The following is an 18,437-nucleotide window of genomic DNA, read 5'->3' as shown; positions in this document are numbered from 1 at the left end:
CTGCCTATCACCCGCGGCTCATTTTTTCTTGTGCCGATCGGGCACGATGGTGACGATTTCCGGCCGTACCGCCTGCGGCGAAATCGGCTTGGCAGGAGACTTGTCTGCCTTGGGTTTCTTGACTTCCTTGTTGGTCCGCTGTTGGCCTTTGGGCATGATGACTTGTCCTTGTCGGGTGCGTGGATGGACGCGGGAATAAAAAAACCGCAGCCGGGGCTGCGGTTTTTTGTCTGAGTCTTGTCAGATCAGAGAGCGGTCACGTTCGAAGCCTGCAGACCCTTCGGGCCTTGCTTGACTTCGAATTGCACGCGTTGGTTTTCAGCCAGGGTCTTGAAGCCATTGCCTTGAATTTCGCTGAAGTGCACGAACAGATCGGCATCGCCGCCGTCCTGGGCGATGAAGCCAAAGCCCTTGCTTTCGTTAAACCATTTGACGGAGCCAGTTTGCATAGCCATTTTTGAGTTCCTAAAAAGTGAATGAGCTGCGCAGCAACATGCCAGCGCAGTGCAGAAACACGCCAGAAATCACTTGGGGAATTCAATCAGGCCGCAATCTGCTGCAAAACAGTCAGACTGGGTTTCGACGATCTTCTTCAAAACGACCTACTTTTGCGTTTACTACGTCGAGCATGGTAATCGATTCTCGGAATGCGTGCCGGGTTGAAGAAAAATAGATTGCCAGATCCTGGCCGGGCAGAGGTCAATCGGGCGGAGTACCGAACGCTTGCTGCGCCCCATGCGGTGCCCGGCTGCGGGCGCATCGCGGGCATGACTTATGCTCCGTTGCCCGACTACAACCCGATTTCCCGACCTGCCGTACCGACTGTCCCGCTTCGATGACTGGCCTCGAACTCACCCTGCTCTACCTCGTTGCCGCCGTGATTGGCGTGGCCTTGTTTCGTGCCATGTCCATGCCGCCCATGCTGGGTTATCTGGCCGTGGGCGTGGTCATCGGCCCCAACACGCTGGCGCTGGCTGGAGACACGACCGGGCTGCAGCATCTGGCGGAATTCGGCGTGGTGTTCCTGATGTTTTCCATTGGCCTGGAGTTCAGTCTGGGCCAGCTCAAGGCCATGCGTTCGCTGGTGTTCGGGCTGGGCGCTGCGCAAATGGCGTCGGCCCTGGCTGTTGCCCTGATCGCCAGCCTGCTGTTCGGCCTGCTGCTGCCGCAACTCTGGCGACAGCCCATCGGTGCGGGCATCGCCATCGGCGGGGCGTTTGCCATGTCCTCCACCGCCATCGTGGTCAAGCTGCTGGCGGAAAAAATCGAACTCGACTCGGAGCATGGCCGTCACATCATCGGCGTGCTGCTGTTTCAGGATCTGGCGGTGGTGCCGCTGCTGATTCTGATTCCGGCGCTGGCCTCGCACAGCGCCGATCTGCCGCGCCTGCTGCTGTTTGCCGCGATCAAGGCGGTGCTGGTGCTGGCGGTCATTCTGCTGGCGGGCGGGCGGCTGCTGCAGCCCTGGCTGCGCATCGTGGTCAAGCGCAAGTCGGATGAGCTGTTCATGCTCAATCTCTTGCTGCTCACCCTGGGGCTGGCGTGGATCACCGAGTTGGCCGGGCTGTCGCTGGCACTCGGCGCCTTTCTGGCCGGGATGCTGATTGCCGAGACGCCGTACAAGGCGCAGGTGGAGGCCGACATCCGCCCCTTCCGTGACGTGCTGCTGGGCTTGTTCTTCATCACCATCGGCATGTTGCTCGACTGGCGCCTGGTGCTGGCGCAATGGTGGCTGGTGCTGCTGCTGGCCTTGCTGCCGCCGGTACTCAAGGCGGCGCTGGTGTTCGGCATCGAGCGCTTGCGCAAGACGCCGCCTGGCCTGAGTCTGCGGGTGGCGCTGTGGCTGGCGCCTGCGGGGGAGTTCGGCATCGTGCTGCTCAATATCGCATCGGGCAACAGGCTCATCCCGCCCGAGGTGCTCAACCCGGTGCTGGCGGCGATGGTGATTTCCATGCTCTATACACCGCTGCTGGGGCAGTACGTCGACCGCATCGTGCTCAAGGTGTCGTCGGCGGACTGGATGCTGGCATCGCTGCAGCTCACCAATATCGCGCGCAGCACCATCAAGGCGCAGAACCACGTCATCATCTGCGGCTTTGGCCGTTGCGGGCAGAATCTGGCGCGCCTGCTCGACACCGAGCACATTCCGCACATCGCGCTCGACCTCGACCCCGACCGTGTGGCGCAGACCAAGGCCGCCGGGCAGAACGTGGTGTATGGCGACTCCACCCGCCTGGCCACGCTGCAGGCGGCGGGGCTGCAGCGGGCCAGCGCGGTGGTCATCACCTATGTGGAAACGCATTCAGCGCTGCGCATCCTGCATCTCATGCGCGAACATGCGCCGCATGTGCCGGTGGTGGTCCGCACCATGGACGATGGTCCGCTGGAAGAGCTGCGTCAGGCCGGCGCTGCCGAGGTGGTGCCCGAGATTCTGGAAGGTTCGCTGATGCTGGCTTCGCACACTCTGGCGCTGGTGGGCGTGCCGTTGCCGCGGGTGCTCAAGCGGGTGCGGCATGCGCGTGCCGCACGCTATGGGCTGTTGCGTGACTGGTTTCATGGCAGCGACGATGCCTCGCTGGAAGATGCCGATCAGCCGCGTCTGCAATCCGTGACCCTGTCTGCCGAGGCGGCCGCCGTGGGGCAGATGCTGCGGGCCGTCAGCCGCGAGGGCGCGCGGGTGACTCAGGTGCGCCGCAGCGACGGGCAGGTGCTCAAGCCAACCCCGACCCTGCAACTGCGCGAAGGCGATACCGTGGTGCTCTCTGGCCTGCCCGACGCGTTGGCCGTGGCGGAAGAAGCGCTGCTGCGCGGTTGATCTATGCTGTGCGCATTCCCAGTTCTTCGCTGCGCCCGCCGTGCCTATCCAACCTGATGCATTCGCCCCCGCCTCGACGCGGCTGATCGACGCCGCGCCGGTGTCGCCGCAGGAATCGGTGGTGGAGCGCGCGCTGCGCCCGCAGCAGCTCGACGACTACGTTGGTCAGACCCGGGTGCGCGAGCAGCTCGACATTTTCATCGGCGCGGCGCGCAAGCGTGCGGAGGCGCTCGACCATGTGCTGCTGTTCGGCCCGCCCGGGCTGGGCAAGACCACGCTGGCGCACATCGTCGCGCGCGAGATGGGCGTGAATCTGCGCTCGACTTCCGGCCCGGTGCTGGAGCGCGCCGGCGATCTGGCGGCGCTGCTCACCAATCTGGAGCGCAACGACGTGCTGTTCATCGACGAAATTCACCGGCTCTCGCCCGTGGTCGAGGAGATTCTGTATCCGGCGCTCGAGGACTATCAGATCGACATCCTCATTGGCGAAGGGCCGGGCGCGCGCAGCGTGAAAATCGACCTGCAGCCCTTCACCCTGGTGGGGGCCACTACCCGCGCCGGCATGCTGACCAACCCGCTGCGCGACCGCTTCGGCATCGTCGCGCGGCTGGAGTTCTACACGGCGGAAGAACTCTCCCGCATCGTGCTGCGCTCGGCGGGGCTGCTCGGTGCGGTCATCGACCCCACCGGTGCGGCAGAAATCGCGCGCCGGGCACGCGGCACGCCGCGCATCGCCAACCGCCTGCTGCGCCGCGTGCGCGACTACGCCGAGATGAAGACCTCCGGGCAGATCACCGCGCCGGTGGCCGACGCCGCCCTGAAAATGCTCGACGTCGATCCGCTGGGCTTTGACGTGATGGACCGCAAGCTGCTCGAGGCCGTGGTGCATCGCTTCGATGGCGGCCCGGTCGGTCTGGACAACCTGGCCGCAGCGATCGGCGAGGAGCGCGACACCATCGAGGATGTGATCGAGCCCTATCTCATCCAGCAGGGCTATCTGCAACGCACCCCGCGCGGGCGCATCGCCACAGCCGCCACCTATGCCCACCTGGGCCTGGCCGCGCCGCAGCGCCCGGGCGGCGATCTGTTCGGTGGTCAGTAAAGCAGGAAGCCGTTGGGCGCGCTGCTGTTGGTGCCTTCCAGGCCGGTGGCGATGGAGCGGCCGTAGAAAAACGGCAGGCCGAGATCGACCAGACCATTGATGGCCGATGTGCCGCCCAGCGCGGGCAAAGCCGCATTTCCGGTCTGGAACATCGACTGCGCATTGCCGATGGTGATGCTCTGCGCCGTACCCGCCACGCCGCCGCTGGCCTGCAGGCTGACTGCGAGGTTGAATGCCTGCGGCGGACAGTAGAAGCCCGCTGCGCTGGAACAGGTCTGAACCCCGCTGAGGGCAAGGTAATAGCCATTCGAGCCGCTGTCGACAAAGCCGGTGCCGACCACGCCGTTGACCGTGAGCGTGAGATTGCCCGAGGTATCGAGCGGATACAGTTGCGCGGCGGTGAACGTATTGTTGGCCTGGGTGTTGATGCCAAAGATCAGCGTTCCGTTCGCACTCGGTGCACCATTTGGCAGCGGGACGCCCGGCAGGGCCAGGACGCTGCCGTTGTTGTCCGTGGCAAATGTGGCAACCGGATTGATGCCTTGCTGGCTGGTGGCGGCGGTCGTGCCCGTGCATGTGCGGCCGCTGCAGGAGAAATACACGCCATTGCTGGCACTTCGCGCGCACGCAGCGCCGCAGTCGTACTTGAAATTGCTGATCCCCAGGATCCCGTTGGCGATGCCGTAAAAATTGCTGGCAAAGTCCACCCCCTGGCTGGCGCAACTCGCTGGTGCGGAGGGCAGCGCCAGATCGTCCATCACTTGCACCGGAATGGCGGTGGTCGAAGCCATCCCCCCCAGTTGGACTGACGCCAGCCGCATGCTGCCCCAGGCATAGCCGGAGGCGAACTGGGCACAGGCCGCGAGCGATCCGCCGCCATTGGCGATCGGGGGCAGGCTGCTGAGCATGGCGCTGTTGAGCGCGCCGGAAAACAGCCGCAATCCGGCCGATCCGGTATCGACCAGCACGTCCGGAATGGTCTGACAGGTGCTGCTCCCCGACGCGCAAACAGTCACGCTCACATAGGGGGAGTTGGCGGTCAGGGTCGTGCTGTTGCTCGTCAGTTGGCGAATGGTGACTGGGACGACGTTGGTCCCGCTCACGGCGGAGACGCTGGGAACGTTCGCTGAATTTGAGCTGTTGGTCGATGTCGGTGCGCTGGCCGTTCCCCCGCCCCCGCCACCACAAGCGCTGAGCAGCAGTGCGGTGCCGAAGGCGGCTGCGATGGACAGGAGGCGGTGCGACAGTGGGCGTTGCGGTGGAGGCATCATCGCGGCGTTCGGTTCAGGTCAAGGGAGGGCGTCAAGGTCTGTGCATTGAAGGCTGATTTGATGACAGCATCATGCAGGCTCACAACGCCCAGTACCCGTCAGGTGCGTTGGAATTGGTGCCCTCCAGCCCGGTGGCGATGGGCCGTCCATAGAAAAACGGCAGGCCGAGGTCGGCGAAGTTGGCGATGGCTGCGGTGCCAGCCAGCGCGGGCAGGGCGGTGAATTGGGTGTTGAACATGGCGCTGGCGTTGCCGATCAACAGGGTTTGCGCGGTGGAGGCCCCCGCGAGTTGAACGGACAGGGCCACTGGATTGCTCGGGCAATACCAGCTGGACGGGTTGTTGGGGGTGCAGCGGGTGACGCTGGAGTCGAGGTCGAGGAAGTAGCCGTTGGAGCCGCTGTCGATGAAGCCCCGGCCCGCGACGCCGTCGATCATGCCGCTGATGTAGGCATCCTGACCGATGGGGAACAGTTGTGCACCGGCGGGCAGAGCGTTGTTGGCCTGGGTGCCGATGCCGAAGGTCAGCGTGCCGGTGGCGCTGATCGCGCCGCCGGGCAGCGGCACGGCCGGTAGGGACAGGATGCTGCCGTTGTTGTCCACGGGGAAGGTGCTGATGGGATTGGTGCCCTGCTGGGACAACTCGGCGCTGGCTTGGCTGCATGCCCCATTGCCGCAGGCGTAATACATCGCCGGGCGCTGACTGGCGGGAGTGGACGCCGTGCAGCTCGCGCCGCAATCGTGGATGAAATTGCTGATGCCCAGAATGCCGTTGGCCACCGGGGCAAACCGGGCCGCGAAGTTGGTGCCCTGCGCGGCACAGGTCGATGGCGCGGCAGGTAGTGCGGGATCGTTCATGAACTGCACGGGGATGGCAGTGGTGCTGGTTTCACCGCCCATGCGGACGATGGCCAGGTGCATGCTGCCCCAGGCATAGCCCGAGGCGAACTGCGCGCAGGCTGCAAGCGTGCCGTTGCCGGAAGCAATGCCGGGCAGGTTCAGGCTGACCTTGCTGGCAAACAGCCGCAGCCCTGCCGAGCCGGTGTCCACCATCACATCGGGAATGGTCTGGCAGTTGTTGTTCGCGTCGCAGACGGTCACGCTGACATACGGCGTGTTGGCGGTGATGGTGTTGGGATTGGTTTCGAGCTGGCGAATGCTGACCGCCACCACGTTGGGCCCCGTTGCCGCGTTGGCGAGCGAGGCGGAAGGCGTGGCGGGCGGTGGGGCGCTGCCGCCGCCACCGCAGGCGGCGAGCTGCAGGCTGGCGAACAGGGCGAGCGCGCACCCCGCAAGACGCCTGCTGGTCGACAGCGTGTTCATGCGCATGGTCACGATGCGCTCAGGGCTGCAGTCTGGAGGGGTCGAACCCGGCGGGGACGAGCGTGGGCACCCAGGCCACACCGAGGAAGCCGCGCATCCGGCCGGCGCTGTGCACGACGATATTTTGGCCCTGGACCATGGACAGATTGAGTTGCTGGGTCTGGGTGTTGGCCGCCTGGATGTAGGGGGAGAAATAGCTGCCGAGAAGTTGCTGCAGATCGGGCTTGAACGGCCCTTTCCAGGTGATGGCAAACACGGTGCCCGCCGCATTGGCATATTCGGTGACCGTGACGCCCTGGGCGGTTTGCACCGTTTGGGTCTGAACGCTGGCTGTCGTGGCCGTCGCGCCTGACGCGGCCTGCGCTGCGTAGCGCTGCACCTGCGCCACCGGCTGTCCGTCTTGCGCGGCGTCGGACAGCGGCCGCCCCAGTCCAGCCTGGGCCGATGCACCCAGCAGCGCGAGCAGCAGGCCGACGGGAAGCAGGAACAACTGGGAACGGAAGGACGTCATGGCTAAGGGTTGGACTAAAAAACACCGTCACAGTCTAACCAACGCCCCAATCAGATCGGGCGCAAAGCTGAAGAAATCTGTCCCGGCCGTGACTTACTCCACGCCTTCATTGAGGCTGCGGTCGAGATGTGCGGTGTCGCCCCATCCCACCAGGGTGAGCTGGCCCTGGGCGAAGAGCAGGCGGTTGAGTGCGGCGTTGCGCAACTCGAAGCTGCGCGGCGCCTGAAGCTCCTGCCCCGTGGCGGCGCGGTAGAAGGCGTCGAGCACGCCGCCATGCACGACCACCACGATGAGCTGGCCGGGATGGCGCACGGCGATGTGCCGCAGGGCGTTCTGCGCGCGCGCGGCGAAATCCCGCAGGGTTTCTCCACCGGGGGCGGCGAACGCCGGGTCGCGGTGGCGCCAGCGGGCGCACAGTTCGGGGTGCTGCGGCTCCAGCGCGGCAAAGCTGTGGCCCTCGAATTGGCCAAAGCAGCGTTCACGCAGGGCCGGATCACGCACCACGGACAGGCCGTGCGGCGTGGCGATCGCTTCGGCGGTTTGCCACGCGCGCTGCAGATCGCTGGCATAGACCGCATCGATGGCCTCGTCGGCCAGCGCCTGGGCGGCGAGTTGCGCCTGCTCGCGTCCGCGCGCGTTCAGGGGGATGTCGGTATGGCCCTGGATGCGCGACGCGGCGTTCCAGTCGGTTTCGCCGTGGCGGATGGCGATGATGCGGGTCGGTTCAAGCTGGCTGTCTGACATGGTGCGCGCATTGTGCCGCACCAGGCCGATGGGTCTTTGGGCTCAGTCGTAGCTGTAGGCCACGCGGACCTGGAAATAGTCTTGCCCGGGGTTGGGCCGCTTGATGTCGGCGTTGGAGTAGTGGGTGAACCGCGCGCCGAGAGTCCAGGGCGTGCCGGAAAAACGGTGCAGCAGGCCGATGGAATCGCCGAACTGGTAGGCGGTGGAGATTTGCTTGCTGCCGATATAGGTGCCGGAGAACACATTGGCGCCGATGCCGAACTCCATCGCGGTATCCGGAGCGAACCACCAGCGCGCAAACGGCGTGAGGCCCACATGGGTGAGGCTGTGGTGGGCAGAACCCGACGGCCCGGTGACCTGGCCCAACGAGCCCTCCAGCACCACATCGAGCGTGCTGTGCGCCAGATTGCGCGTCCACAGCGGGCCGGTCTGCACGGCCAGGGTGGCGTTGTTGTCGCCCCCTTTGCCGGCGCCCCAGAGGGCGGAGACTTCGGCGGCCCGGGTCTGCGCCATGCAGGCAAGGGATGCGGCAGACATCAGCAATGCGGCCAGCGCAGGGCGCAGCAAACGCCTTGCGGGCTGAGACCTCGCCGGTTGATGACGCGGGATTGCCTTGGGTGGATTGACTTGCATGATGGCCTCTTTCTGGGTTTTGAACAACAGATCAATGCGCTGCGGCTGCGGCGTCGCCGCCAGTGGCGCCCTTGGATGGCTTGATGAACCAGACCAGCGCGATCATGGCGAGAAACAGCCAGGCGCTCAGGCGGAACATGTCGTCCACGGCCAGGGTATACGCCTGTTGGTCGATCAGGCGGTTGATCACGCCCAAGGCCTGCTCGTAACTGAAACCCTGCGCCTGCATGCCCTGAATCACCGGGCTGGCCACCGGGCTTCCTGCGTAGATGTGGGTGACCAGTTGCTCATGGTGCAGATCGGCGCGGTCCGTCCACCAGGTGGTGTAGATCGAGGTGCCGAACGACCCTGCGGTGATGCGCGCAAAGTTCGACAGTCCGGAGGCCGCGGCGATGCGGTGCTGCGGCAGGCCGCCGAGAATGATGCCCAGCAAGGGGATGAAAAACGTCGCTGTGGCAATGCCCTGGATCACCGTGGGCACGGAATACTCCCAGTAACTGTCGCCCGTGGTGAACTGCGATCGCATGTAGAACACCACGGCAAACACCACGAAGGAAAACGTGGTGACCCAGCGGGAATCGAGCAGGGGCAGAAACCGCCCGATGATGGGGGAGAGAATCAGCGCGAACAGGCCCACCCAGGCCAGCACCTCCCCGGCATCGGTGGCGGTGTAGCCGATGAATTCCTGCAACCACAGCGGCAGCAGCACCAGGCTGCCGAAGAACATGCCGTAGGCCAGCGCCAGCAACAGGGTGCCGATGGTGAAGGTGGGGATCTTGAACAGGGTGAGATCGACCACCGGATGATCGTCGTAGATTTCCCAGATCAGAAACAGCACGAAGCCCACCACGGCAGCCGCAGCCAGCGTGAGGATGACCGGGGACGAGAACCAGTCGAGCTCCTGCCCCTTGTCGAGCATGATCTGCAGCGAGCCGACCCAGATGACCAGCAGGCCCAGCCCGGTCCAGTCGATCGGCAGTTTGCGGATGGGTGTTTCGCGCCGGATGTAGATCGAGGCCGTGACCGCCGCGGCGATGAGGCCCACCGGCACGTTGATGTAGAAGATCCACGGCCAGGAGATGTTGTCGGTGATCCAGCCGCCGAGCAGCGGCCCCATGATGGGGGCGATCAGCGTGGTCATCGACCACATGGCGATGGCCATGCCCGCCCGCTGCGGTCTGTAGCTGGAAAGCAGCAGGGTTTGCGACAGCGGAATCATCGGTCCGGCGCTGGCGCCCTGCAGCACGCGGAACAGAATGAGGATTTCGATGCTCGGCGCCTGCCCGCAGAGAAACGAGAACAGGGTGAACAGCAGGATGCTGGCGAGGAACACCTTGACCGCGCCAAAGCGCTGGGTGAGAAAGCCCGTCAGCGGCACGGCGATGGCATTGGCCACGCCGAAGGATGTGATGACCCAGGTACCCTGCGACGAGCTCACCCCCAGGTCACCGGCAATGGCGGGAATCGACACATTCGCAATCGAGGTGTCGAGCACGTTCATGAAGGTCGCCAGCGACAGGGCGATGGTGCCCAGCACCAGCGTGCCGCCAGTCAGCGGGGTGAGGTGCGATGCGGTGGTCGGCGCGGCAGGGGTGGCCCCGGCTGCGCTTTCCTCGATTTCCTGTGTGGTGGCCATGGCCTGCCCCCGATCAGCGCTTGCCGCCCGCGTTGGCCGCGATGATGGCGTTCACCAGGGTGTCGGCCTTCTGCCAGTCGGCGGCGTACACATCGGTGCGTGCGGCGGGTTTGGTGGGTGGCAGGTCGGTGACCAGCGGGCCCTTGTGGTCAGCAATGTCGATGGTCACCTCGGTGGACATGCCCACGCGCAGCGGGTGGCTGGCCAGTTGCTGCGGGTCGAGCGCCACGCGCACCGGCAGGCGCTGCACCACCTTGATCCAGTTGCCGGTGGCGTTCTGCGCAGGCAGCAGCGAGAAGGCCGCGCCGGTGCCCGCAGACAGGCCGACCACATGGCCGGTGTAGGTGAAGCTGCCGCCGTAGGTGTCTGCCGTGACCGTGGCCTTCTGGCCGATGCGCACGTTGCGCAACTGGGTTTCCTTCAGGTTGGCGTCGATCCACACATCGTTCAGCGGCACCACCCACATCAGCGGAGCACCCGGCCCCACGCGCTGGCCGAGCTGCACCGTGCGCCGCGCCACCACACCGCTGACCGGCGCGGGAATCATGGTGCGCTCATAGGCCAGATAGGCTTCGCGCACCTTGGCCGCAGCCAGCTTGACGGCCGGGTTGTTGGCGATCACCGTTCCCGCAGTGAGTGCCTCGCCGCTGGCCAGCTGTTCCTGCGCGGCCTTGACCCCGGCCTGCGCCGTCTGCAGCTGCGCCTGCGCGGTGGCGAATTGCGCCCTGGCCGCCTGCAGTGCGATCTGCGCCTGGCGCAGTTCCTCGGCACCGACCGCGCCGGTGCCTGCCAGTTCCTGGCGGCGGCGCAGCGCATCTTCGGCCTTGGCGACATTGGCCTGCGCGGTCTGCAGATTGCTCTGCGCCGTGGTCACGTCGGTCTGACGCACCGCGACCTGCGCGGCCAGGGTGCCGTTGTTGGCAAAGCTCACCCGCACCTGGCGCACCGCCTGTGCCAGCATGGCCTCGGCCTGCTGCAGGGCAACGTGGGTGTCGGCGCCATCGAGCTGCACCAGCGGTTGTCCGGCCTTCACCAACTGGGTGTCGTCGGCGTCGATGGCGATCACCGTGCCGCCCACCTGGGGCGTGACCTGCACCAGATTGCCCTGCACATAGGCGTCGTCGGTGTAGGCATAGCGCAGCGACTGCCAGTAGTGATAGGCGCCGTAGATCAGGCCGACGATGATGAAAAAAACGATGGCGCTGAGCATCAGGGTACGGCGCCGGGCTGCCTTGCCGTTGCCGTTCTGGGGCGGCGTTGCCGCGCTGCTGTTGTCGGGGGTACTCATGGATGCGCTCCGTGGGGATTCGGGTTGTTGTTGGATGGAGGAATCATTGCGCCTGGGCGGTTGGCCCAGGGAGGTTCGGCGCGGTGTAGCCGCCGCCCAGCGCGCGGATCAGCGCCACGTCGTCGGCCAGGGCCTGCGCCTTCAGGTCCACGCCCGCCTGCTGCAGCTTGAGCACGGCAGACTGCACGGTGAGCACCGTGAGGTAGTTGGACAGTCCGGCCTTGTAACGCTGGTCGACCAGGCGCATCGCGTCCTGCGCGGCGGCCAGCGCCTGCTCCTGCTGCGCGATCTGCCGGGAGATGGACTGACGCGCGGCGATGGCATCAGCCGCTTCATGTACGGCGTCCACCAGCGTGGCGTTGTATTGCGCGATGGCCTGATCGGCCAGGGCGGACTTGCCGCGCAGCTGCGCGCGCAGCGCCCCACCCTCGAAAATGGGCAGGGTCAGCGCCGGACCGACGCCCAGCGTCTGCGCGTTGCCGGTCAGCCATTGGCTGAAGCCCAGTGCGCTGAAACCCGCAAATGCGGTGAGGTTGATGTCGGGGTAGAACGCGGCGCGCGCGGCCTTCACGCCATGCAGCGCGGCTTCCACCTGCCAGCGGGCAGCCACGATGTCGGCGCGGCGGCCCATCAGCGCGGCGGGCAGGGTGTCGGGCAGGCCCAGGGTTGGAAGGCTGTCCAGACGCGGGCTCAGCGTGGCCGTGGCCTGCGGGCCCTGGCCCGTCAGCGCCGCGAGCAGGTTGCGCGCCTGCGTGATCTGCACGGCGGTCTGGTCGAGCTGCAGCCGGATCTGCGGCACTTCGGCCAGGGCCTGCTTTTCCTGCACCGTGGTTTCCAGGCCCGCGCGTACCCGGTCGCGCACCAGAGCAAGCATTTGCTCGCGCTGCTGCAGGGTTTGCTGCAGCACGTCCTGTACCGCCAACAGCCGGGCCAGGTTGACATAGGCGCTGGCGACATTGGCCGACAGCAGCACCCGCGCGGCCTGCTCCTGCGCGGCGGCAGCGTGCGCTTCGCCAATGGCGGCCTGCAGGGTCTGGCGGTTCTTGCCGAAAAAGTCCAGCTCCCAGCTGCCTTGCAACAGCGCGGAATTGTCGGTGTACCAGTTGCCGCCAAACGGGCCGTAGATGGAACTGTTGCTGAACTGCTGGCGGGTGGAGCTGACCGCGGCGCCCAGTTTGGGTTCGAGGGCGCTGCCCGCGCCCTGCACCTGCGCGCGGGCCTGCGCCAGCCGCGCCTGCGCAATCTGCAGGCTGGGGTTGTCGGCCAGCGCGGTGGCGATCAGACGGTCGAGTTCAGGATCATCAAAGGTGGTCCACCAGTTGGCCTTGGGAAAGGCGGTCTGCGCGGGCTGCAGGCCGAGTTGCTGCGGCTGGGTCATCTTGGCCGTGGGCGCAATGCCTTCGGTGCTGGCGCAGCCTGCGAGCAGCAGGGCGGCCAGCAGCGGGGCGGCCAGCGTGGCGCGGGAGGGCATCAATCGTGTGGGGAACATGATGGGAACGAGTCAGGAGTCGATCTTGTCGTCTTGGCTTTCCAGGGTGCGCTCCTGCACCACCAGATCGGGCCCGGGCGCGGCCTGGTTGGCCTCCGCCAGCGCCTCGCCATTGGCGATGAAGCGTTGCAGCAGGGTGAGCATCTGCGCGAATTCCTTGGGGCTGAACCCGCGCAGGTGCTCGTTGAGCACCTCGGCGAGCACATGCGGAATCTGCGCGGCCACTTCGGCGCCGCGGGGGGTGAGCGCCAGGTTCACCACCCGGCGATCGGTACTGCTGCGTTCGCGCACCAGCAGCCCCTTGGCTTCCAGACGGTCGAGCATGCGGGTCATCGCCCCGGCGTCGGTCTGCATCTCGCGGGCGCAGGCGGCCACGGTGTCGCAGCCCTGATGCACATGCAGCAGCGGATGCCACTGCGTGCCGGTGAGGTCGAGCGCCTGCATCTGATGTTCCAGATTGCGCACCAGAATGGCCAGTCCGCGCTTGATCAGAAAGCCCACGGACTGTTCCTTGCAGTACTGCGAGCCGTCGTAGTAACGCGGCGGTGGCGTGTCGGGGTGAGGGTTCGGTGAATGCATGCCGTGCAGTTTATTGCTTAGGCAAATACTGCCGAACACACAATTTGATACCTGTGTCGAAATCAGGGATTTGGCTGCCGCCCGGCGTGCCTTGCCCCTGCGTGCAGCAGCATGCGGTCTTACCATCGCGTGTCATCTCGTCACTGCCTCATTCGCCACTCATGGATCGCGCCCCGGATTTCGTGGCTTCACTCCAGCATGCGCACAGCCTGTTACGCGCGGCGTTCGACGCGGCACCCTACCCGGATTGGGCCTTGCGCCGCGACCGCCTGCAGCGTCTGCAGGCGCTGTTGCGCACGCATGCGGCCGAATTCGCCGAGGCGATCGATGCCGACTTCGGTGGGCGACCGCCGCCGGAAACCGGGCTGCTCGAAATCGTTCCCAGCCTGGAGAGCATTGCCGACGCGCTGCGCCACGGCAAACAGTGGATGCGGCCCCGCGCGGCCCCGGTGTCGCGCTGGTTTCTGCCCGCGCGGGCGCATGTCCTGCCACAGCCCCTGGGCGTGGTCGGCATCATCGCGCCGTGGAACTACCCGCTCGTGCTGGCCGCCGCGCCGCTGACGGCTGCGCTGGCGGCGGGCAACCGGGCGATGGTCAAGTTGTCCGAGTTCTCCCCGACTTTCAGCGCCGTGTTCGCGCAACGCGCCGCGCAGGCGTTCGCGCCAGACGAGGTCGCCGTGGTGCAGGGCGACGCCGACGTGGGCGCGGCGTTCAGCGCACTGCCGTTCGATCATCTGCTGTTCACCGGCTCAACAGGCGTGGGCAAGCGCGTCATGGCGGCGGCTGCGGCCAATCTCACCCCGGTCACGCTGGAACTGGGCGGCAAGTCCCCGGCGGTCGTCACCCCTGGCTATGACCTGCGGCACGCGGCGCAGCGCATCGTCTACGGCAAGCTGATCAACGCCGGGCAGACCTGCATCGCGCCCGATTACGTCTTGCTGCCGCGCGGGCAGGAGGCGGCGTTCGTGGACGCCTGCCGCGCTGCGGCGCAGCGGCTCTATCCGCAAGGCCTGCGCAGCCCTGACTACACCAGCATCATCGACCATCGGCAGTACAGTCGTCTGCTCAGTCTGCTGGGCGAAGCCCGGGCGGGTGGGGCGCGTGTTCATGCGCTGTTCGACGGGGTACAGGCCGACGACCTGCGTCACCGCCTCGCACCCGCGCTGGTGTGCGACGCGCCGCCCAGCGTGCGGCTGATGACCGAGGAAATTTTCGGCCCGCTGCTGCCCGTGGTGTCTTACGACGACATGGCGCAGGCGCTGGCCATCCTGCGCAGCCAGCCTCGGCCGCTGGCGCTCTACTGGTTCGACCACGATCGCCGCCGCGTCCATGATGCGCTGCTGCACACCCATGCCGGCGGGGTGACGATCAACGACACCTTGCTGCACTTCGCGCAGGAGGGGTTGCCCTTTGGTGGCGTCGGCGCCTCGGGCATGGGGAGCTACCACGGCCGGTGGGGTTTCGACACCTTCAGCAAGCTCAAGCCGGTGATGCTGCAGTCGCGTCTGTCCGGCGTCGGTCTGGCGGCGCCGCCATACGGCCAGCGCACCCGCTGGCTGATGAAGCTCATGGGGCGGCTGTGATGTGCCGGTGCGGTGCCGCCCTCATCGCCGGAATGCTGCTTTGGGCAACTGCGGCGCATGCGGACGGTGCAACTGCGGTGCCGGCGCAGGCGGCGTCCCAGGTCTCCCGCGTCGCCGCCCCAGGGTTGCGTTTCGCCACCCCGGCCGCTGCGGCGGCGCAGACCGCAGACAGCCTGCAACTGCTCAGCCCCATCGGCGTGCCGGTGCCTGGACTTCTCAGGATCACGGGCGATCTGGCGGTGATCGAACCCGACGTGCCGCTGTCCGGCTGCACCACTTACACCCTGCAGCGCACAACCCCCACACAACGCAGCGCCTTCACCACGACCTGCAGTGCGTGGAGCGCGCCCGTGCAGATCGACGAGGCCCGCACCGCGCGGCAAGTCGATCTTCCGGTCAATGGCGTGCAGGTGGCGGCCACACAGGACGGCGGTTTTGTCGCCGTGTGGTTTCAGGACGATGGGGGACGCCGCGCCATCCTCGCCAGTCACTTCAATGCCGACACGCAGAACTGGAGCGCCCCGCAGGCCATCGACCTGCACGGTCCGCAGGCCGGGGCGTCCAGCATTCCCGCCATCGTTGCCGATGCGCAGGGCCAGATCACCGTGGTCTGGTTTCAGCTGGTGGATGGGCGCGACGGCATATTTTCCGCCCGGTGGCAGGGGGCAGCATGGACGCCGCCGCAGCGCCTCGACTCCTCCACATTGCCCGGCAATGCCACCAACCCCCAGCTTGCCGCAGACGCCGCTGGCAACGTGACCGTGGTCTGGCAGCAACCCGATGGGCGCCACACCGGCATCTATGCCGCCCATTGGCTCAGCGCGCGGCATCGCTGGCAGGCGGCGCAGCGTGTGGACCGGCTCTCGGCCAGTGCCTACAACCCGGTGGTCGCTGCCACGCCCGGCGGGTCTGTGGTGGCGGCGTGGCAGCAGGGGATGTCCGGGCATGAGGGGGTGTATGCGGCGGTGCTGCCGGAGGCTGGCGGGAAGTGGGTTGCTCCCAAGCGTCTCAGCCCGGCTGGCGCGACAGCGACGTCTGCGGCACTGGTCGCCACACCGCAAGGCGAAGTCGTTGCAGCATGGATCCAAGGGCGCGGGGATGCACGACGGATCGCAGTCCGCAGCGCATTGCCCGGCGCGGGGGCGCAGTGGAGTGCGGTGCGCCTGCTGCAGAGTGCCGCATTCAACGGCCCGGCGGTGTCCCCGGTTCTCGCGGCAGATGCAGCGGGCAACATCGTGCTGGTCTGGGGGCAGGCCGACGCGGCGCGAAGCAGTGTGCAGCGCGAGGCCATGCTCTGCGCCCGTTGGCAGGCGGCAACCCGGCGCTGGACGGCGCCGCAACAGATCGACAACCCCGCCCTGCGCAGCGCAGGCAATCCGGTGGTCGTGGTGGATTCAGCGGGCAATGTCCATGCCGCCTGGTATCAGGACGGGCCGCAGGGCATGCAGGTGGAGACGGCGCGCTACGACCCGTCGCAACACCGCTGGCTGGCGCCGCAGACCCTGTCAGACCCCGACGCCACGGTGCAGGCCAGTTTTCCGGCGCTCGCCGTCAACGCGGCGGGCAGTGTGATGGCGGTGTGGCAGCAGTTCAACGGTTGGCGCACCATTGCCGTGGCGCGCTGGTTGCCGTGAGGTGCAAATTTCAGGCCGTTTCCGGGCAGCGGCCAAACAGCCAGAAACAGCGCCACTGCCGCATGGCCGACTTGAACCAGTAGTCGATCTGCCCGGTCTGGTTTTCCACCAGGGCGTCGAGGTGACTTTGGTAGTTGTCTTCTGGCAGCTCCAGATAGGCCTCGGTTTCGCCGCCCTCGTTGTGCACCGTCATGCCCGCGCGGCGGGCGATCTTGAGCATGGCGCCATTGCTGCTCAGACATTGCATGTACAGCACCCGCAGGCCACGGTTGCGCGCATCCACCGCTGCGCGGGCGAACAGCCGTGTGCCAATGCCCAGTCCCCGGCCGCGCGACAACACCGACACGCCAAATTCCGCCCGCTCGGTCTGCCCCGGCTCGATCGCGATATGCGCCACGGCGAGCAGTTCCAGCTTGCGGTTGAACACGCCGAAAATCTCGTCCTGGCCGAAGCGGATGGAGTCGACATAGGCGCGAATGCGCTCGTCGCTGGCGGCGTAACCGAAGCGCAGGTAGCGGTCATCCGTGCTCAATGCCAGAAAATGCCGCAGCAGCTGGGCGCGATGCTCCGGCCCGATCGGGCGGATCGGCACGATGGGGGCTGGCGCCTGGTTGAAATAAGGCAGAACGACGGGCGTGCTGCCCGGGTCTTTCGCCCGTGACGGATCGGGAATCGTGGGCATGATGAGGGGTTTGCTGGATTTGCTGCAGTGCAACATAGTTTAGGCGCTCGGCGTCCAAATGCAAGACACAGAGGTGTCCGCAGGGCGCAAGCCGCAAGCAAACCACAACGTTTCAGAAAATCAACGACTTGGCCGCGACAAAACCGCGCGCATGTCTATAATGGTGGGCTTGGCTTTGAGCGAGGGCCAAGACAGCCCATGCCGGTGGGCGCGGTTTTGCCCGACGGCGTTGCCCGAACGCGGCAGCCGCACATCACTGGTGGGTGCCTTCATTTCTCGCTCAGCAATCGTTCATAGGAACAACCATGAAAACCTTCAGCGCCAAACCGGCCGAAGTCGTGCATGAGTGGTTCGTGATTGACGCCGCAGACAAGGTTCTCGGTCGGGTCGCCAGCGAAGTGGCCCACCGTCTGCGCGGCAAGCACAAGCCCATCTACACCCCGCACGTCGATACCGGTGACTTCATCATTGTCGTCAACACGTCCAAGATCCGCGTGACCGGCAACAAAGCCAACGACAAGACCTATTACCGTCACACCGGCTATCCCGGCGGCATCTATGCCACCAAGTTCAAGGACATGCAGGCGCGTCACCCCGGCCGTGCGCTGGAACTGGCAGTCAAGGGCATGCTGCCCAAAGGCCCGCTCGGTTACGCCATGATCAAGAAGCTCAAGGTCTATGGGGGTGCCGAGCATCCGCACAGCGCCCAGCAGCCCAAGACCCTCGACATCTAAGGACAGGCGATGATCGGAAACTGGAATTACGGCACAGGCCGTCGCAAGAGCTCCGTGGCCCGCGTCTTCATCAAGAAGGGCAGCGGCAAGATCACGGTCAACGGGAAAGACGTCGAGCAGTATTTCGGCCGTCAGACCTCCATCATGATCGTCAAGCAACCCCTCGTTCTCACCGAGAACGTCGAGAACTTCGACATCAAGATCAACGTCCATGGCGGTGGTGAAACCGGCCAGGCCGGTGCCGTGCGTCACGGTATCACCCGCGCGCTGATCGACTACGAGGCCACCCTCAAACCCGCGCTGTCCAAGGCCGGCTTCGTCACCCGCGACGCCCGCGAAGTGGAACGGAAAAAAGTGGGCCTGCGCGGCGCCCGTCGCGCCAAGCAGTTCTCCAAGCGCTGATTTTCGCTTTTGC

18 protein-coding genes are annotated in these 18,437 nt (G+C 66.1%); 6 read left to right on the top strand and 12 right to left on the bottom strand.

All coding sequences use genetic code 11. The features are described from left to right. Nucleotides 1-18: 18 nt before the first annotated feature. On the bottom strand, nucleotides 19-156 hold the full coding sequence (locus AC1ZQA_RS14660; protein ID WP_482677577.1) for a hypothetical protein: 138 nt from the start codon (nucleotides 154-156) through the stop codon (nucleotides 19-21). A gap of 89 nt (nucleotides 157-245) precedes the next feature. Next, complete coding sequence (locus AC1ZQA_RS14655; RefSeq protein WP_079418163.1) at nucleotides 246-455, bottom strand: cold-shock protein; 210 nt, start codon at nucleotides 453-455, stop codon at nucleotides 246-248. 380 nt (nucleotides 456-835) lie between these two features. Between AC1ZQA_RS14655 and AC1ZQA_RS14650 the strand changes: the two genes are divergently transcribed. Together AC1ZQA_RS14650 and ruvB are read left to right on the top strand one after the other, a co-directional pair. Beyond that, a complete protein-coding gene (locus AC1ZQA_RS14650) occupies nucleotides 836-2,815 on the top strand; it encodes a cation:proton antiporter domain-containing protein (RefSeq protein WP_482677576.1) in 1,980 nt (659 codons plus the stop codon). 40 nt (nucleotides 2,816-2,855) lie between these two features. Continuing rightward, nucleotides 2,856-3,917, top strand: a complete 1,062-nt coding sequence (ruvB, locus tag AC1ZQA_RS14645) for a Holliday junction branch migration DNA helicase RuvB (protein WP_482677575.1) — start codon at nucleotides 2,856-2,858, stop codon at nucleotides 3,915-3,917. Here ruvB and AC1ZQA_RS14640 read toward each other — a convergent pair. The 9 genes from AC1ZQA_RS14640 to AC1ZQA_RS14600 form a co-directional block, all read right to left on the bottom strand. Further along, the gene (locus AC1ZQA_RS14640) at nucleotides 3,911-5,020 is read right to left on the bottom strand and encodes a DUF3443 domain-containing protein (protein WP_482677574.1); all 1,110 of its coding nucleotides are present in this window, start codon (nucleotides 5,018-5,020) and stop codon (nucleotides 3,911-3,913) included. The genes ruvB and AC1ZQA_RS14640 overlap by 7 nt on opposite strands. Nucleotides 5,021-5,267: 247 nt before the next feature. Next, the gene (locus AC1ZQA_RS14635) at nucleotides 5,268-6,515 is read right to left on the bottom strand and encodes a DUF3443 family protein (RefSeq protein ID WP_482677573.1); all 1,248 of its coding nucleotides are present in this window, start codon (nucleotides 6,513-6,515) and stop codon (nucleotides 5,268-5,270) included. Between the two features lie 13 nt (nucleotides 6,516-6,528). Beyond that, a complete protein-coding gene (locus tag AC1ZQA_RS14630; protein ID WP_482677572.1) occupies nucleotides 6,529-7,020 on the bottom strand; it encodes a DUF2844 domain-containing protein in 492 nt (163 codons plus the stop codon). A gap of 93 nt (nucleotides 7,021-7,113) precedes the next feature. Beyond that, a complete protein-coding gene (locus AC1ZQA_RS14625) occupies nucleotides 7,114-7,764 on the bottom strand; it encodes a histidine phosphatase family protein (RefSeq protein ID WP_482677571.1) in 651 nt (216 codons plus the stop codon). A 42-nt stretch (nucleotides 7,765-7,806) separates the two neighbouring features. Then, entirely contained in the window at nucleotides 7,807-8,301 is a 495-nt protein-coding gene (locus AC1ZQA_RS14620; protein ID WP_482677570.1) for an acyloxyacyl hydrolase, read from the bottom strand. Between the two features lie 127 nt (nucleotides 8,302-8,428). Then, nucleotides 8,429-10,033, bottom strand: a complete 1,605-nt coding sequence (locus AC1ZQA_RS14615; RefSeq protein WP_482677569.1) for a DHA2 family efflux MFS transporter permease subunit — start codon at nucleotides 10,031-10,033, stop codon at nucleotides 8,429-8,431. 13 nt (nucleotides 10,034-10,046) lie between these two features. Further along, on the bottom strand, nucleotides 10,047-11,321 hold the full coding sequence (locus AC1ZQA_RS14610) for an EmrA/EmrK family multidrug efflux transporter periplasmic adaptor subunit (protein ID WP_482677568.1): 1,275 nt from the start codon (nucleotides 11,319-11,321) through the stop codon (nucleotides 10,047-10,049). 43 nt (nucleotides 11,322-11,364) lie between these two features. Next, on the bottom strand, nucleotides 11,365-12,810 hold the full coding sequence (locus AC1ZQA_RS14605; RefSeq protein WP_482677567.1) for an efflux transporter outer membrane subunit: 1,446 nt from the start codon (nucleotides 12,808-12,810) through the stop codon (nucleotides 11,365-11,367). 12 nt (nucleotides 12,811-12,822) lie between these two features. Next, the gene (locus AC1ZQA_RS14600) at nucleotides 12,823-13,389 is read right to left on the bottom strand and encodes a MarR family winged helix-turn-helix transcriptional regulator (RefSeq protein ID WP_482677566.1); all 567 of its coding nucleotides are present in this window, start codon (nucleotides 13,387-13,389) and stop codon (nucleotides 12,823-12,825) included. 161 nt (nucleotides 13,390-13,550) lie between these two features. On the opposite strand from AC1ZQA_RS14600, the gene AC1ZQA_RS14595 reads away from it, so the two are divergent. Continuing rightward, nucleotides 13,551-14,972, top strand: a complete 1,422-nt coding sequence (locus AC1ZQA_RS14595; protein ID WP_482677565.1) for a coniferyl aldehyde dehydrogenase — start codon at nucleotides 13,551-13,553, stop codon at nucleotides 14,970-14,972. 32 nt (nucleotides 14,973-15,004) lie between these two features. After that, complete coding sequence (locus AC1ZQA_RS14590) at nucleotides 15,005-16,606, top strand: Ig-like domain-containing protein (protein WP_482677564.1); 1,602 nt, start codon at nucleotides 15,005-15,007, stop codon at nucleotides 16,604-16,606. 10 nt (nucleotides 16,607-16,616) lie between these two features. Here the strand turns inward: AC1ZQA_RS14590 and AC1ZQA_RS14585 are convergent, their stop codons facing one another. After that, entirely contained in the window at nucleotides 16,617-17,288 is a 672-nt protein-coding gene (locus tag AC1ZQA_RS14585; protein WP_482677563.1) for a GNAT family N-acetyltransferase, read from the bottom strand. A gap of 305 nt (nucleotides 17,289-17,593) precedes the next feature. Between AC1ZQA_RS14585 and rplM the strand changes: the two genes are divergently transcribed. Continuing rightward, on the top strand, nucleotides 17,594-18,022 hold the full coding sequence (rplM, locus tag AC1ZQA_RS14580) for a 50S ribosomal protein L13 (RefSeq protein ID WP_482677562.1): 429 nt from the start codon (nucleotides 17,594-17,596) through the stop codon (nucleotides 18,020-18,022). Nucleotides 18,023-18,031: 9 nt separating this feature from the next. Then, entirely contained in the window at nucleotides 18,032-18,424 is a 393-nt protein-coding gene (rpsI, locus tag AC1ZQA_RS14575; RefSeq protein WP_482677561.1) for a 30S ribosomal protein S9, read from the top strand. The last annotated feature ends 13 nt before the right edge of the window (nucleotides 18,425-18,437 follow it).

Source organism: Thiomonas sp. DCM-2, from assembly GCF_056820905.1.
Note: the sequence above shows the minus strand (reverse complement) of the source record. Positions and strands in the feature narration are given on the sequence as shown.

Excerpts from the sequence above, each read along its gene's own strand:
- rpsI (WP_482677561.1), top strand. The coding sequence starts at position 18,032 with ATGATCGGAAACTGGAATTACGGCACAGGCCGTCGCAAGAGCTCCGTG.
- AC1ZQA_RS14590 (WP_482677564.1), top strand. The coding sequence starts at position 15,005 with ATGCTGCTTTGGGCAACTGCGGCGCATGCGGACGGTGCAACTGCGGTG.
- AC1ZQA_RS14635 (WP_482677573.1), bottom strand. The coding sequence starts at position 6,515 with ATGCGCATGAACACGCTGTCGACCAGCAGGCGTCTTGCGGGGTGCGCG.
- AC1ZQA_RS14595 (WP_482677565.1), top strand. The coding sequence starts at position 13,551 with ATGGATCGCGCCCCGGATTTCGTGGCTTCACTCCAGCATGCGCACAGC.
- AC1ZQA_RS14650 (WP_482677576.1), top strand. The coding sequence starts at position 836 with ATGACTGGCCTCGAACTCACCCTGCTCTACCTCGTTGCCGCCGTGATT.
- AC1ZQA_RS14605 (WP_482677567.1), bottom strand. The coding sequence starts at position 12,810 with ATGTTCCCCACACGATTGATGCCCTCCCGCGCCACGCTGGCCGCCCCG.
- AC1ZQA_RS14630 (WP_482677572.1), bottom strand. The coding sequence starts at position 7,020 with ATGACGTCCTTCCGTTCCCAGTTGTTCCTGCTTCCCGTCGGCCTGCTG.
- AC1ZQA_RS14625 (WP_482677571.1), bottom strand. The coding sequence starts at position 7,764 with ATGTCAGACAGCCAGCTTGAACCGACCCGCATCATCGCCATCCGCCAC.
- AC1ZQA_RS14655 (WP_079418163.1), bottom strand. The coding sequence starts at position 455 with ATGGCTATGCAAACTGGCTCCGTCAAATGGTTTAACGAAAGCAAGGGC.
- AC1ZQA_RS14585 (WP_482677563.1), bottom strand. The coding sequence starts at position 17,288 with ATGCCCACGATTCCCGATCCGTCACGGGCGAAAGACCCGGGCAGCACG.
- AC1ZQA_RS14660 (WP_482677577.1), bottom strand. The coding sequence starts at position 156 with ATGCCCAAAGGCCAACAGCGGACCAACAAGGAAGTCAAGAAACCCAAG.
- rplM (WP_482677562.1), top strand. The coding sequence starts at position 17,594 with ATGAAAACCTTCAGCGCCAAACCGGCCGAAGTCGTGCATGAGTGGTTC.
- AC1ZQA_RS14620 (WP_482677570.1), bottom strand. The coding sequence starts at position 8,301 with ATGTCTGCCGCATCCCTTGCCTGCATGGCGCAGACCCGGGCCGCCGAA.
- AC1ZQA_RS14615 (WP_482677569.1), bottom strand. The coding sequence starts at position 10,033 with ATGGCCACCACACAGGAAATCGAGGAAAGCGCAGCCGGGGCCACCCCT.
- AC1ZQA_RS14600 (WP_482677566.1), bottom strand. The coding sequence starts at position 13,389 with ATGCATTCACCGAACCCTCACCCCGACACGCCACCGCCGCGTTACTAC.
- AC1ZQA_RS14610 (WP_482677568.1), bottom strand. The coding sequence starts at position 11,321 with ATGAGTACCCCCGACAACAGCAGCGCGGCAACGCCGCCCCAGAACGGC.